The following is a 17,359-nucleotide window of genomic DNA, read 5'->3' on the forward strand; positions in this document are numbered from 1 at the left end:
ACAAACTCTTTTTATTCGAAGTTATTCAATACGTCTTCAAACTCATCCATATTCAGATCGTCTACTGTAAAATCACTGAGTGTAGCTTCTGAATAGTCCATTTCTGCACAATGGGTTATTATGTTTACTAAATGCTTTTTAAAACTCACCGCTACCCCTTCAATAGTACTCTTCTCATACTCGCCCTGGTTGTAGCTAAAGTTTAATTCCAGCTTCCCGCCTTCTACAGTTCCGCCGTTAATATCAATACAATACTCACTTTTATAGTTTGGTCCTGTAGACTCTCCGGCAGGAATATCAGACACTCCAAATAAATTGTCTACATTATCCTGGTTGAATTGACCGAGGTAATTGAAGCTTATTTCAGGGTTTAGATTAAAGTTTAAATCGGCTTTGTTTTCCGGCAAGGTAAGATATTTTAGTATGCCGTAACCTATCCCTTTGTTAGGTATCTGCCTGATGTTTTCTTTTACCGATTTGATCATGCGGGAAATATCGAGTTGTCCGCTGACATCTAACACCACGGGATACTGGGTGGTGAACCATCCCACGGTCCTGCTTATGTCAATGTCTTTAATGATTTCCTCCCTGCCGTGCCCCTCCAGACTGATCAGAACCTTATCATTTCCGGTCCATTCCCTCACTGCTAATCCCAAGGCGGTAAGCAATATGTCGTTTACTTCTGTGTTATAAGCATGGTTTACCCGCTTTAGCATCTTCTCAGTCTCTTCAATACTCAGCTCGATCTTGACGCTATTGTTATTCATATACCTTCTTTCTTCAATCTCTCGGTCTTTTGGAAGCGGTATTGTTTCAGTTTTTTCCAAATTGGTCCAGTAATTTATTTCTTTTAATAGTTCAGGGCTATTGGCATACTCATCAAGCCTCTGTGCCCAATCTTTGAAAGAGTCGGTCTTGTTGCTGAATTTTATTTCATCATTGTTTAGCGCCTGTCTGTATCCTATGTCCAAATCTTCCAGTATGATTCTCCACGATACCCCATCAACTACAAGGTGGTGAATAGCTATTAGCAGGTGGTCCCCTTCTTTAGTCTTAAACAGACCAACCTTAACTAAAGGACCGTTATACAAGTCCATGCTCCTCTGAATCCTCGACGCTTCCAGCTCTATTTTTTCCCGGTAATTATAGCTGTCCCTAAGGTCTACAATTTCCAATGAAAAATGTTCACCTTCAAGGTTTTTGTTGTATTGGAGTATATTTTGATCCTCTATTTTTACCACTGTTCTAAAAATATCGTGGTGCTCTACAAGCTTTGACAATACTTTTCGAATAATAGCTTCTTCAAATCCGTTACGCCCATATATCATTATTTCCTGATTAAAATGATGGATATCCTTGCTGTCTTGTTTATACAACCATCTTTGTATAGGTGTTATCGGTACTATGCCTTCTACCGGGCCTTGATGAATTCTTCGGCTTGTAGATTGTATATATTCGACGAGTTCCTCAATTACAGGATGTTTGAATAAGTCCCGCATTTCAAGCTTTAGCCCATGGACGTTAAGACGCGACATTACCTGTATGGCTTTTATTGAGTCTCCTCCAAGGCTGAAGAAATTATCTTTTACCCCGATGTTTTCAGTTTTTAGTACGTCTTCCCATACTTTGGCCAGTATTTCTTCTCTTTCGTTTCTAGGAACTACATGCTCTACTCCGGTATTAATATTCCCCTGTGGTTCAGGCAATGCTTTCCGATCAATTTTACCGTTGGCATTAAATGGCAGCTGTTCCAGCTGCATGAAATATGCTGGTACCATGTAGTCAGGTAGTTCGTTTAAGAGATGCTCCCTTAGCTCGGAAATGGTCAATTCATTTTCCCCTACAATATATGCACACAGGTACTTCTTCCCTTGCTGCTCTTCCTTTGCAATAACCACTGCTTCCTTAATAGCAGTGTGCTTCACCAGATGTGCTTCAATTTCTCCAAGCTCTATTCTAAAGCCTCTTATCTTTACCTGGTGGTCGATCCTGCCCATGAATTCGATGTTCCCATCAGGAAGCCGCCTTACTAAGTCCCCTGTGCGGTACACTTTTTCGCCGGGAATAAACGGGTTAGGTACAAATTTTTCTGCTGTCAGTTCAGGTCTATTCAAATAGCCCCTTGCAAGACCGCTTCCACCTATCACAAGTTCACCGGCCACTCCTACAGGAGTTAATTGGTTGTGCTTGTCCAGTATATAAAGGTATACATTCTGTAAAGCTTTCCCTATAGGTACTGTTATAAGTTCTTCTGCTATTTTCTTTGTTATACTGTAACCCGCTGCATATATCGTGGACTCTGTAGGCCCATAGATATTTTCCAGAGATGTGTTCTCTGAGACATCGAAAAGCTCATGGACAAGCTTTTTGGGCAGCGCTTCTCCAGCAGCAAAAATATACCTGAGAGTTGATGGCAGTTTTATACCATTATCTTTTAAAGTATGTACCATTATATTCAGCATTGATGGTACAAAGTTTACATGGGTTATCTTATGCTTGTTTATTACCTCTACTAACTCCATAGCTTCCTTTTCCACACCTTGGCGTGATATTACAAGCTTTCCTCCGTTGAGGAACCAGCCAAATATCTCAGCTACGGATACGTCAAAGGTATAAGTTGTTTTAAATAGAAAAGCGTCTTCCGCTTTAAGCGGATACATGGCCTGGAGGGCTGTAATTATGTTTACAACGCTAGTATGCTCAATCATTCCACCTTTGGGCTTCCCTGTCGAACCTGATGTATAAATGACGTACGCAAGGTCCGAGGGTTTGTTTACATTTTCAAGCTTTGAGTTCTCTTCATTTAAATATTCTTCCTCCAGATATATAATATCCGCATCAATCTGCTTATTTTCCATAAAGGTCCTGGAGGTCAAAAGGATCTGGGAACCACTATCGTCCAACAAATACTTTATCCTTGTATCAGGATAATTAGGATCTATCGGCAGATACGCCCCTCCAGCTTTCAATATGGCAAATATCCCCACAATCATCTCAAATGAACGTTCGGCCATAATTCCTACAATACGGTCAGGCTTTACCCCTTTGTTCCTCAATACTCTGGCCAAATGATTTGCCTTTCCGTTCAATTCCCTGTAAGTCAAGTGCTTGTCTTCATATACCACAGCTATGTTGTCAGGTGTCCTTTCCACCTGCTCAGCAAACAGCTCATGTATGGTTTTGTCCTGCGGATAGTCTTTCTTAGTATCATTAAAGTCTATCAGCAACTGCTTTCTTTCTTCATGACTTAATATAATAAGCTTGTCAACTGACCCTTTGGGGTTATGGATAAACATATTTAAAATATTAATAAAATAGTCTATACACTCTTCTGCCTGTTTTCTTTCCAATACTTTGTCCGAGTAGATCAAGCTTATATTAAGATCATCGAATGTATTACTTACTGTAAAGTCAAGACTTGTATTGGTTGCTTCATATTCATCAACTGAAATTCTATCTTTAACATCACCGATTTCTTTGTTTATTATCTCGTTATATATATGAAAATCCACATAATTGAATATGGTATCAAATAAAGGATTTTCCTCTTTGTTTTCTTTTCCGCCCAGGATATTTATGATCTCAAATAAAGGCAGTCTTCCATAAAGCTTTAAGTTTATTAATTTCTTTTCTGCAACTTTTATCAATTCCTCCCATATATCGATTTTATCAAAACACATTTTGACGGGAACCGTATTTAAGAAGCACCCCAGCATCTTATCTCCATCTTCGCATACAGGTCTGTTATTTTCTACCAAACCTACGACAAAGTCATCCTCGTATGAAAGCATATTGAGCATATAAGTGTATGCAGCAAAGCAAAGTGTCTTTAAGCTTACATCATATCTTCTGGCAGTACTTCTTAAATCACCTAAAAATTCCTGACTTAAATGGCGTGTTACATGGTCTACTTTATAAGATTTTTTTGTTTTTCCATGAATATTTGCAGGCATATTCAACCTTTTATATTCACTTAATTCCTCTCTCCAATAATTAATTACTTCCTGGTTGTCCTTAATTGTCATTTGGTCTGCTATATAATCTTTATAGCTGCATTTAAGCCGTGTTGGTATATAATCTTTTTCTTGCTTAAGCTTAGAGTATAGGTTTGAAACTTCCGTAATCAATGAAGCAACACTCCAGCCATCCAGGATAGCATGGTGGAATATCAGAACCAGACAAATATGGTTTGCGTCAAGTTTGAATATTCTTATCCTCCAAAGGGGCTTTGATATATCAAACGGATTCGCTCTGTCATTTTCCAAATATTTGTTTATATACTCAACCTGCCCTGTCCTGCTAAAATTCATGATATCTATCTGCTCAATATCAAGACTACTGCCCTTGTAAACAATTTGCACAGGAGTTTCAAAATCCTCTAAATTAAAAACCGTCCTTAAAATATCATGTTTTGACGTCATTAGAAGCATCGCTTCTTTAAATGCTGGGAAATCAAAGTCTTTGTCATTCAGATGAAATGCAAATTGGTCATGATAAACTGCATTTTCATAGTCTTTTTTGGAATGATAAATCATACCCAGCTCTATGTGACTCATCGGATATATATCTTCCATGTCCGAAGGTAACTTTTCTGAGAGAGTTTCATTCATCAATATTCGCTGTTTAAATAACTCCAGTTCTTCCCTTGCTTTACCCATCTTACTGTTAAAAGCTTCCGTATCTTTTACTTTTAAGAATGCAGACAATCTCTCAATATCAGGATTCATGTATATATCCCTGATTTGGATGTTTATATCCAACTTTTTGCATATTGTGCTGACTAATGATATTGCACGTATAGAATCTCCGCCTATTTTAAAGAAGTTGTCCCTTATTCCTACCTGTTTTGCTCCAAGCACTTCCTGCCATATTTCAACCAGTTTCTCTTCCACTTCATTCCGCGGCGCTACATATTCTGTTCCCGTACTCATACTTCCGTCAGGCTCGGGCAATGCTTTCCTGTCTATTTTTCCATTAGGGGTCAATGGCAGCTTTTCCATCTGCATAAAGTAAGAAGGGATCATGTAGTCCGGGAGCTCTTTTGACAAGTGTTCCCTCATCCCCTGTACGGTTATTTCTTGATCCGGTACGACGTACGCACAAAGATACTTATTTCCGTCAGCTCCTTCTTTGTCCAATACCACTGCTTCTTTTATTGTTTCATGCTTTAATAACCAGTTCTCTATTTCACCCAGTTCTATCCTGTAGCCTCTTATCTTTACCTGATGGTCGATCCTGCCCAGGTATTCTAGGTTGCCGTCAGGCAGCCACCTTGCCAGGTCACCTGTCCTGTACATCCTTTCACCCGGTGCGAATGGGTTTGCTGCGAATTTTTCTTCTGTAAGTTCCGGTCTGTTCAAGTACCCTCTTGCCAGTCCATCCCCTGCTATACATAGTTCTCCCGCTACTCCTATCGGCTGCAGGCCCTTTTCCTTACTCACAACATATAACTTAATGTTATCTATGGGCTTTCCTATTGGTACAAGCTCCAATTCTTCTTCCGTGGAGCAGCCAAAGTAGGATACATCTACTGTTGCTTCTGTTGGTCCGTACAGGTTATGCAGGCTTGTTCCTTTTTCTTTGTACAGCAGCTTGTTGAACTTTTCTACTTGCTTCAGGTTCAGTGCTTCTCCACTGGCAAATACCTGCTTTAAGCTTGCTATTTCCTCTATTATCCCCTTTTCCTCTACATACTCTAAAAATACACTCAACATGGATGGTACAAAGTGCATTGTGGTAACTTTATTTTTTTCGATTGCCTTCACGATTTCTTCCGGATTTTTTTCTCCTCCCGGTATCAGCAGGCAGACTTTGGCCCCAGTAAAGCTCCACCACAATAATTCCCATACCGATACGTCAAAGGTATAGGGAGTTTTCTGCAGGATCACATCACCTTCAGCTATCGGGTATTGCTTCTGCATCCAGTTGATCCGGTTGATTACGGAGTAGTTCTCTATCATTACCCCTTTGGGTTTGCCGGTAGAACCGGATGTATATATTACATAAGCCAAGTTTTCAGGTTTACTAATTAACTTTGGATTTGATACATCCCCAGTAAATAGTTCCTGATTTTCTATGCTAATAAATTCAGCATTTCTGTAACTACCTTTAGCATTTATAAATTTATCCTGTATCAGAATAATTTGGCTGCCACTGTCATCAAGCATAAACTGGATCCTGTCTTCAGGGTATTCAGGAGCTATGGGTAAATAAGCCCCCCCAGCTTTTAGGACAGCCATGATCCCTATGATCATTTCCGGGGAACGTTCTACCATAATTCCCACTACACTATCAGGTTTTATTCCCTTTTCTCTTAATTTTCTGGCCAGTTGGTTTGCCTTTTCGTTTAGCTCCCTATAAGTCAGCTGTTTATCTTCAAACACTACAGCAATATTATTGGGTGTCCGTTCCACCTGTTCCTCAAAAATCTGATGGATGGTCTTTTCCCGAGGGTATCCTGCTTTTGTATTATTAAATTCATATAATATTTGATGTTTTTCGTCTTGTGACAGCATATCAATTTCTAATAGCCTTTTTTCAGGAAAGGCTGCTGCCTCTTCCAATACATTAAGGTAATGGGCAATAAGCCTTATAACTGACTCTTTCTTAAACAACCTGGTAGCATACTCCAATTCAAATGCAATACCGTCCTCTGTTTCCTCAGCGTTTAAAGTCAAGTCAAACTTGGATATTCTTACTTCACTGTCATAGGGCATAAACCTTAGCCCATCCATCTTCACTTCTGATGCCTCGATATTTTGCAGTACAAACATAGTATCGAAAAGTGGATTTCTGCCCAGATCCCTTTCCAGGTTAAGCTTATCTACCAGTTCTTCAAATTGGTAATCTTGGTTTTCGTAAGCCCTTAAGGAGTTTTCTCTTACTTCATTAAGGAAGTCCACAAAAGTCTTTCCACCTTGAGGGTGATTCCTCATGGCTAGCGTGTTTACAAACATACCAATAACGTCCTGAAGATCAGTATGCGGCCTTCCTGCAACGGGACTTCCAACTATAATATCTTCCTGTCCGGTGTACTTGGATAAAAGGACATTGTATGAAGCTAAAAGTACCATGTAGAGCGTGGCACCATTATTCACTGCAAGTTTGTTCAGTTTAACAGCAAGCTCCTTGCCTGCTTTGAAACTGATCACATCTCCCTCAAAACTCTGTATAGCTGGCCTAGGGTAGTCTAGCGGCATATTAAGCAAAGGAATTTCTCCTTTGAATACTTGGAGCCAGTATTCTTCCTGCTTACTAATTGTCCCATCAGCAAACAGCCTGTTCTGCCATACGGAAAAATCCTTGTACTGAATCTTAAGTTCCGGAAGTTCCTTACCTTCATACAGGCTCATAAATTCTCTTACCAGTATGTCGTCAGACACCCCGTCAGATATAATATGGTGCTTATCAGACATCATAATATATCTGTCTTCTCCAACTTTTATAAGCCCAACCCTAAGTAAAGGAGCCTCATCAAGGTCAAAGGTCCTAATAAATTCACTGGCTATTTTCGCAGCTCTTTCCTCATCGGTTTCCATATACATAACACTAAAATCCACATTGCTATGGACCTTTTGTACCGGTTTACCATCTATCATATGGAATGAGGTACGGAAAGACTCATGTCTGTCAACAAGCTCCCTAAAAGCCTGTTCAAAGCGCAGTTTATCGAGTTTGCCTTCAATTAGCATAATACCAGGCATGTTGTATGCCATCCCAACTGCGTCAAGCTGGTTTAGAATATACAGCCTTTTCTGGGCGGATGAAATTGGATAGTACTCCATCTCCCCAGCCGGCCCAATAGAATGAAATACACTCTCCTTTGCAATCTTGATGCACTCGGCAACTTCAGACATATTTGGGCTCTTAAATATTTCTTTAAGCGGTATGTTTACATTGAACTCTTTGTGAATCCTGGCAATAAGATTTGCTGCCCTTAAGGAATGTCCCCCCAGCTCAAAGAAATTGTCGTTTCTTCCCACTTTCTCTATACTAAGGATATCCTGCCACAACCCCGCAAGTTTCTCCTCCACTTCACCCAAGGGTGCGACATACTCTATTCCAGCATCGATATTGCCGTCAGGTTCGGGCAATGCCTTCCTATCTATTTTGCCATTGGGAGTCAGCGGCAGCTTTTTTAACTGCATAAAATAGGATGGTATCATATAGTCTGGAAGGTCCTTTAAGAGATGTCCCCTTAGTTCTGCTATTGTTAATTCATTTTCCCCTGCCACATAGGCACACAGATACTTGTTTCCCTTCTGATCTTCCCTTGCAATAACCACTGCTTCCTTTATTGAAACGTGCTTTAGCAGTTGTGCTTCTATTTCCCCCAGCTCTATTCTAAATCCCCTTATCTTTACCTGATGATCTACTCTTCCTAAAAATTCCATATTCCCATCAGACAGCCATCTGGCCAGATCCCCTGTACGATACATCCTTTCCCCTGATATAAACGGGTTAGGTACAAATTTTTCAGCTGTCAGTTCGGGCCGGTTTAGATATCCCCTTGCAAGCCCTTCTCCCCCTATGCACAACTCACCCAAAACCCCTGTAGGCTGAGGTCTCAAGTGTTTGTCAACAACGTAGTATTTTATATTTTGCATTGGCTTTCCGATAGGTACACTCCCGGATTCCAAATAGCTTCCCAGTCTCTTTTCGTAATAACTGGAATCTATGGTGGACTCAGTAACCCCATAGCTATTAACAACCCGCAGTTTCTCTCCATACCAGGATTGTAATCTTTCATAATCTTCCACAGAGAGAGTATCTGATCCAAGTATAAGCAACTTGAGGCTATCAATAATCAAAGCATTATCATGGATATAATCCATAAGAGGAATAATCAGTGCCGGTGTGGATTCAAAGATGGTTATTTTATGGGTTTTAATAAGTGAATATAATCGTGCAGGATCGTATCTCTCCTCGGATGAACAAATAACCATTTGGCCTCCGTTGAGCAGCGTTCTCGAAACATCTCCCACAAATACATCAAAAGAAAAACTTGCGATTTGCAACAGCTTTACATCCATATCCGCAAGCCTATATTCCTTTTTCCATGCGTAAGATATGTTGACAAGACTTCTATGCTCTATCATGATCCCCTTTGGCTTTCCTGTGGTTCCTGATGTATAAATGACATATGCTAAATTACAAGATTTATTAATGACAGGAAGATTTTCTGTTCTCCCGTTGTAATTCACACAGTCATCAAAGCTTATAATATCAAGATCAAATTTAATTTTTTCTTTATGATGTTCTTGCGTAAGAATAATTCCAGCCAAGCTGTCATCGATCATATATCTGATTCGTTCTTCAGGATATTCGGTGTCTATGGGTAAATACGCGCCTCCTGCTTTAAATACAGCAATTACACCTATTATCATTTCTATGGACCGGTCTACCATTATAGCTACTACACTGTCAGGTTTTAATCCCTTGTCCCTTAAGATCCAAGCCAGTTGATTGGCCTTTTCATTAAGTTCTCCGTAAGTCAAGTATTTATCTTCAAATACTACTGCTATGTTATCAGGCGTCTTTTCCACTTGTTCTTCAAATAGCTCTTGTATGGTCTTATCCTTAGGATATTCTACTTTTGTATCATTGAAGCCATAGATTATTTGCTGTTTTTCCTCCTGGGACAACATATTTATTTCCGACAACCTTTTAAACGGATTTGCGGTTATCTCTTCCAACACGTTAAGGTAATGAGCCGCCAACCTTTTTATAGTCTCTTTTTTGAAAAGCCGAGTACAATATTCAAAGCTAAAAGCCATACCATCTTCACGCTCTATTGCATCAATGGATAGGTCAAATTTTGATATTCTATACTCTAGCCCGTTATTAAAAGGTCTGAAGCTTATACCAGGTACTGCAAATTCTACCTTAGAGGCATTTTGCATGGTAAACATAGTATCAAACAGTGGGTTTCTGCTCATGTCCCTCTTCAAGTTAAGCTTCTCAACCAGTTCTTCAAATTGGTAATCCTGATTGTCATAAGCCCTTAGAGCGTTTTCTCTTACTTCATTCAAGAATTCTACAAAGGTACTATCTCCCTTGGGGTAATTTCTCATAGCCAAGGTATTTACAAACATACCAAGGATATCCTGCAGGTCTGAATGTGGCCTTCCGGCTATAGGGCTTCCAACGATTATGTCTTCCTGTCCGGTGTGCTTAGACAGCAATATGTTGTATGCCGCGAGCAGTGTCATGTAAAGCGTAGCCCCATTATCCCTTGCAAGCTTGTTTAATTTATTCGTAAGCTCACTGCCTGCTTCAAAGCTAAAAAAATCCCCTTCAAAGCTTTGTATTACAGGCCTTGGATAGTCTAGCGGCATATTCAGTACAGGTATTTCTCCCTGGAATGCTTGGAGCCAGTATTCCTCCTGGCTGCTAATTCCGCCCTCATCAAACAGTTTATTCTGCCATACAGCGTAGTCCTTGTACTGTATCCGAAGTGCTGGAGGGTTGTTTCCTTCATAAAGATCCATAAACTCACGAATCAGTATGTCCATGGAGACACCATCGGATATAATGTGATGCATATCAAACATCATAAGATGCCTGTCTTCTCCCGTTTTTACAAGCTCTACCCTTAGCAGAGGAGCCTTGCCAAGATCAAAAGGTCTGGCAAATTCCCCAGCATACTCTGCGGCTTTTTCTTCGTTAGTTTCAAAGTACATCACGCTGAATTCCACATGGTCATGAACCTTCTGGACCGGGTTACCATCGATCATGTGGAACGATGTTCTAAGAGTCTCATGCCTTTTTACCAACTGCCTGAAGACTTCCTGGAAACGCGCTGTATCAATGCTTCCTTCCAGCAGCATAATACCAGGCATGTTGTATGCTGTCCCTGCCCCTTCAAGCTGGTTTAGTATATACAGCCTTCTTTGTGCAGATGACATAGGGTAGTATTCCATTTCTCCTGCCGGTTGGATTGACTGATATAGGCTCTCCTTTGAGTCTTTAATATATCTGGCAATTTCTAAGATGGTTGGTGTCTTGAATATTTCCTTAAGAGGTATGTCTATATTGAACTCTTTGTGAATTCTTGCTACAAGGCTTGTTGCCTTTAACGAGTGTCCCCCAAGCATAAAAAAGTTATCATTTCTTCCTACCTTCTCTATTCCAAGGATATCCCGCCACAACAGCGCAAGTTTCTCCTCTATTTCTCCCGAAGGTACTACGTATTCTACGCCGGTATTAACATTGCTATCGAGCACAGGCAATGCTTTCCTGTCTATTTTTCCATTAGGGGTCAATGGCAGCTTTTCCATCCGCACAAAGTAGGAAGGGATCATGTAGTCCGGGAGCTCTTTTGACAAGTGTTCCCTCATCCCCTGTACGGTTATTTCTTGATCCGGTACGACGTATCCACAAAGATACTTATTTCCGTCAGCTCCTTCTTTGTCCAATACCACCGCTTCTTTTATTGCTTCATGCTTTAATAACCGGTTCTCTATTTCACCCAGTTCTATCCTGTAGCCTCTTATCTTTACCTGATGGTCGATCCTGCCCAGATATTCTAGGTTGCCGTCAGGCAGCCACCTTGCCAGGTCACCTGTCCTGTACATCCTTTCACCCGGTGCGAATGGGTTTGCTGCGAATTTTTCTTCTGTAAGTTCCGGTCTGTTCAAGTACCCTCTTGCCAGTCCATCCCCTGCTATGCATAGTTCTCCCGCTACTCCTATCGGCTGCAGGCCCTTTTCCTTACTGACAACATACAACTTAATGTTATCTATGGGCTTTCCTATAGGTACAAGCTCCAATTCTTCTTCCGTAGAGCAGCCAAAGTAGGATACATCTACTGTTGCTTCTGTTGGTCCGTACAGGTTATGCAGGCTTGTTCCTTTTTCTTTGTACAGCAGCTTGTTGAACTTTTCTACTTGCTTCAGGTTCAGTGCTTCTCCACTGGCAAATACCTGCTTTAAGCTTGCTATTTCCTCTATTATCCCCTTTTCCTCTACATACTCTAAAAATACACTCAACATGGATGGTACAAAGTGCATTGTGGTAACTTTATTTTTTTCGATTGCCTTCACGATTTCTTCCGGATTTTTTTCTCCTCCCGGTATCAGCAGGCAGACTTTGGCCCCAGTAAAGCTCCACCACAATAATTCCCATACCGATACGTCAAAGGTATAGGGAGTTTTCTGCAGGATCACATCACCTTCAGCTATCGGGTATTGCTTCTGCATCCAGTTGATCCGGTTGATTACGGAGTAGTTCTCTATCATTACCCCTTTGGGTTTGCCGGTAGAACCGGATGTATATATTACATAAGCCAAGTTTTCAGGTTTACTAATTAACTTTGGATTTGATACATCCCCAGTAAATAGTTCCTGATTTTCTATGCTAATAAATTCAGCATTTCTGTAACTACCTTTAGCATTTATAAATTTATCCTGTATCAGAATAATTTGGCTGCCACTGTCATCAAGCATAAACTGGATCCTGTCTTCAGGGTATTCAGGAGCTATGGGTAAATAAGCCCCCCCAGCTTTTAGGACAGCCATGATCCCTATGATCATTTCCGGGGAACGTTCTACCATAATTCCCACTACACTATCAGGTTTTATTCCCTTTTCTCTTAATTTTCTGGCCAGTTGGTTTGCCTTTTCGTTTACTTCCTTATAAGTCAGCTGTTTATCTTCAAACACTACAGCAATATTATTGGGTGTCTTTTCTACCTGCTCTTCAAACAGTTGATGTATAGTCTTATCCTTAGGATACCGGACCTTTGTATCGTTAAAGTCATATAGTATTTTCTGCTTTTCTTCCTGTGAAAGCATATCAATTTCTGACAACCTTTTTCCAGGATAAACCGTTATCTCTTCCAGAACATTAAGGTAATGGGCTGCAAACCTTTCTACAGTCTCTTTCTTGAACAGCCTTGTGGCATATTCCAAATCAAATGCAATACCTTCCTGGGTTTCCCGAGCATTTAATGTCAAGTCAAATTTGGATATTCTAAATTCATTTGTATAGGGTATAAACTTAAGCCTATCTATCTTCAATTCTGATGAGCCGGTATTTTGCAATACAAACATAGTATCAAAAAGAGGATTCCTGCTCATATCCCTCTTTACATTAAGCTTTTCCACCAGTTCTTCAAACTGGTAGTCCTGATTTTCATAAGCCCTTATAGAGTTTTCCCTTACTTCCTTTAGAAACTCAGCAAAGGTCTTTTCTCCCTGGGGATAGTTCCTCATGGCTAAAGTATTTACAAACATACCTATTATGTCTTGTAAATCTGTATGAGGTCTTCCAGCTATAGGGCTTCCCACTATAATATCTTCCTGCCCCGTATACTTAGACAGCAGTATGTTGTATGAAGCAAGCAATGTCATGTAAAGAGTAGCCCCATTATCCCTTGCAAGCTTAATAAGTTTTCCCGTAAGCTCACTGCCTGCTTCAAAACGGATAAAACCTCCGTCAAAGCTTTGAACCGCAGGCCTTTGGTAATCTACTGGCATATTCAGCACAGGAATTTCTCCATTAAATTCCTGGAGCCAGTATTCCTCCTGCTTCTTTATTTTGTCCCCAGCAAATAGTTCCTTCTGCCAAACAGAATAGTCCTTGTACTGTATACGGAGGGAAGAAGGGTTATTTCCTCCATACATATCCATGAACTCATGTACCAGTATATCCATGGACGTACCGTCAGATATGATATGGTGCATGTCAAACATCATGACATGCTTGTCTTTTCCCGTTTTCACAAGGCCTACTCTTAGCAGCGGAGCAATTCCAAGATCAAACGGCTTTATAAATTCTTTTACGATTTCCCCCACTTTTTCTTCGTCAGATTCTAGATACACTACACTAAAACCCACAGGATCATTGATCTTCTGGACGGGTTCACCCTCTATGAAATGGAAAGATGTTCGAAGGGTCTCATGCCTATTTATAAGCTGTTGGAAGGTCTTCTGAAAAAGCTCCAGATCAATACTGCCTTCAACCAGCAAGCTGCCTGGCATATTGTATGCTGTCCCTGCTCCTTCAAACTGATTTAATATATACAGCCTTCTTTGGGCTGATGACATAGGGTAGTATTCCATCTCTTTAGCAGTTTGGATGGATTGATATATACTCTCCTTTGCTTCCTTCATATACCTTGCTATTTCCGCTATAATTGGAGCCTTAAATATTTCCTTAAGAGGCATGTCTATATTGAACTCTTTGTGAATTCTCGCTACAAGGCTTGTAGCCTTTAAAGAGTGTCCACCTAACATAAAGAAGTTGTCATTTCTTCCTATCTTCTTAATTCCAAGGATGTCTTGCCAAATCAGTGCAAGCTTCTCTTCAAATTCGCCTATAGGCGCTTCATACTCTATTCCCGTATTTATATTACCTTCGGGTTCAGGCAATGCCTTCCTGTCTATCTTGCCATTAGCTGTCAATGGCATTTTTTCAAGCTGCACAAAGTATGATGGTACCATGTATTCGGGCAGTTCTTTTAAGAGATGCTCCCTTAGTTCTGATATTGTCAGCTCATTTTCTCCCGCTATATATGCACACAGGTATTTACTGCCCTGATGGTCTTCCTTTGCAATCACCAAAGATTCCTCAATTGAAGGATGCTTTAGCAGTTGTGCTTCTATTTCACCAAGCTCTATCCTAAAGCCTCTTATCTTTACCTGGTGGTCTATTCTACCCAGGTATTCCATTTCTCCATCAGATAATAACCGGACCAGGTCTCCAGATCTATATAACCTCTCTTCCGGCTTGTACGGATTTTGAACGAACTTTTCCTTTGTAAGCTCCGGTCTTCCAAGATATCCTCTGCAAACTCCGTCTCCTCCTACACAAAGCTCTCCGGCTACTCCAATGGGAACAACTTTCATGTTCTTATCCATTACATATGTTGTAAGGGTTGGTATAGGCCTTCCTATGCTGCTCACATTAGATCTAATTTCTTCCTCTTCTATCTCTTTATATGTGACATGCACTGTTGTCTCGGTTATTCCATACATATTGATGAGTCTAGTCTGCGGGTACTTCTTTCTCCATTCCTTCAACAATGCAGGCTTTAATGCTTCCCCTCCGAATATGACATATCTTATCTTAAGTTCTTTTTCTTCATATGATACTTCTTCATTGGCTATATTATAGAAGGCTGAAGGTGTCTGATTTAATACGGTCACCTTCTCATTCCTTAGAAGTCTCAGATACTCTACATTGCTGCGTGCTGTCATTTTAGGAACTACCACCAATCTGCCCCCATATAACAACGCCCCGTACATCTCCCATACGGAAAAATCGAAACTCATAGAATGAAACATAGTCCATACATCATTTTCGTTAAAATCAAACTGCATTTTACTGTTAAATAACAGCCTTACTATGTTTCTATGCTCTATCATTGCCCCTTTGGGTTTACCTGTAGAGCCTGAGGTATATATTAAGTAAGCTAGATCGGAAGGTTTATTTACCTCCGATAAGTTATATTGTTCATCTGAATATTCCTGCTCATCTTCTAAATTTATTACTGTACCTATTGATGTATATTTGTCTATAAAATGTGATTGGGTCAACAGGATCACTGCCCGGCTGTCTTCCAGCATATGACTTATTCTTTCCTCAGGATAATCTGGATCTATGGGAAGATATGCCCCTCCTGCTTTTAATACCCCTAGGATTGCTACTATCATCTCAAGTGAGCGTTCTGCCAGAATACCTACGATACTGTCCGGTTTGACTCCTTTAGCCCTTAATACATGGGCCAACCCATTTGATTTTTTATTGAGTTCACTAAATGTAAGCTTTTTACCCTCAAATACCACAGCTACATGATCAGGGTTCTTCTCTGCCTGCTCTTCAAAAAGCTGATGGATAGTCTTGTTTTTAGGATACTGTGCCTCTGTAGCGTTAAAGGTATATAGGATTTGCTGTTTTTCTTCCTGTAACAGTACATCAATTTCCCACAACCTTTTTTCAGGGCATGCCGTTATCTCTTCAAGAACGGTAATGTAATGGGTTCCAAACCTTTTTATTGTCTCCTTCTTAAACAGCCTGGTACAATATTCAAGGTTAAATGTTATACCTTCTTGACCCTCTACCACTTCAAGCATAAGGTCAAATTTTGCCTTTCTGCCTTCCAGCCAGTTGTTGTATTGTTTGAAGTTTATACCCGATGCTGCAAATTCTGTCTTGTTTGAAGTGCGCAGTGCAAACATAGTGTCAAAAAGAGGATTCCTGCTCATGTCCCTCATGAGATTAAGTTTTTCTACAAGTTCTTCAAACTGGTAGTTCTGATTTTCAAAAGCCAAAAACGCATTTTCCCTTACTTCCTGCAAGAATTGGACGAAGGTCTTTTCTCCCTCAGGATAGTTCCTTATGGCCAAGGTATTTATAAACATACCAATGATACCCTGCAGGTCAGCATGGGGCCTTCCGGCTACAGGACTTCCAACTATGATGTCTTCCTGTCCAGTGTATCTGGACAGGAGTACGTTATATGCAGCCATCAGTACCATGTATAAGGTAGCTCCATTATCTGTTGCAAGCTTATTTAGTTTGACTGAAAGTTCAGGGTTTATTTCAAAGCTTACAGCATCTCCTTCAAAACTTTGTACCGCCGGTCTTGGATAGTCAGTAGGCATATCCAGTACCGGTATATCACCCTTAAATGTCTGGAGCCAGTATTCTTCCTGCTTCTTTATTGAGTCTCCGGCAAACATCTCCTTCTGCCATACAGAAAAATCCTTGTACTGTATCCGTAGTGGCAAAAGGGTCTTCCCTTGGTACAAATCCAAAAACTCACTCATAAGTATATTGACTGATATACCATCTGATACTATGTGGTGCATGTCAAACATCATAACACGCCTGTCTTCGTTCGTTTTTACAAGTCCTACTCTCAGTAATGGAACTTGGCTAAGATCAAAGGGCGTTATGAATTCTTTGACTATTTCTGCTGCTTTTTCTTCATCCAGTTCCAGGTACGTAATACTGAAATCCACGTAATCATGAACCTTTTGTACTGGTTCACCCTCAACCATATGAAATGATGTGCGCAGAGCCTCATGTCTTTTTACTAGCTCCTTGAATGCCTGTTCGAAGCGTACTGCATCAATGTTTCCTTCCAGCAGTACGACGCCTGGCATGTTATATGCAGTACCTGCTCCTTCAAGCTCGTTTAGTATATACAGCCTTTTCTGGGCAGATGACATAGGGTAAAATTCCTGCTCTCTGGCAGAAGGTATTCCAGAAAAGGCATTTGGCGTATATTTTGAAACATCTTTTCCTTTTTCTTTTAGCATCGTCTCAAATAGCTTTCTTTTTTCTGGAGAAAGAGATTCTATTCTTTTCATCAAATTATCCATAACTTCGTCCCTCTTCTCTATTTCATCTC

At 40.4% G+C, this 17,359-nt stretch carries 1 protein-coding gene; it reads right to left on the bottom strand.

Annotation, left to right across the window (positions count from 1 at the left end; all coding sequences use genetic code 11):
* Positions 1-11 precede the first annotated feature (11 nt).
* Positions 12-17,330, bottom strand: coding sequence for a non-ribosomal peptide synthase/polyketide synthase (locus ACM1ND_RS13365; RefSeq protein ID WP_418027966.1), 17,319 nt, complete (start codon positions 17,328-17,330; stop codon positions 12-14).
* Between the last annotated feature and the right edge of the window lie 29 nt (positions 17,331-17,359).

It is taken from the genome of Paenibacillus sp. JJ1722, from assembly GCF_048282685.1.
In the GTDB taxonomy this organism is placed as follows: Bacteria; Bacillota; Bacilli; order Paenibacillales; family Paenibacillaceae; genus Paenibacillus; species Paenibacillus polymyxa_B.

What these genes read in the sequence shown, in the direction of transcription:
- ACM1ND_RS13365 (WP_418027966.1), bottom strand. Translation starts at nt 17,330, where the DNA reads ATGGATAATTTGATGAAAAGAATAGAATCTCTTTCTCCAGAAAAAAGA.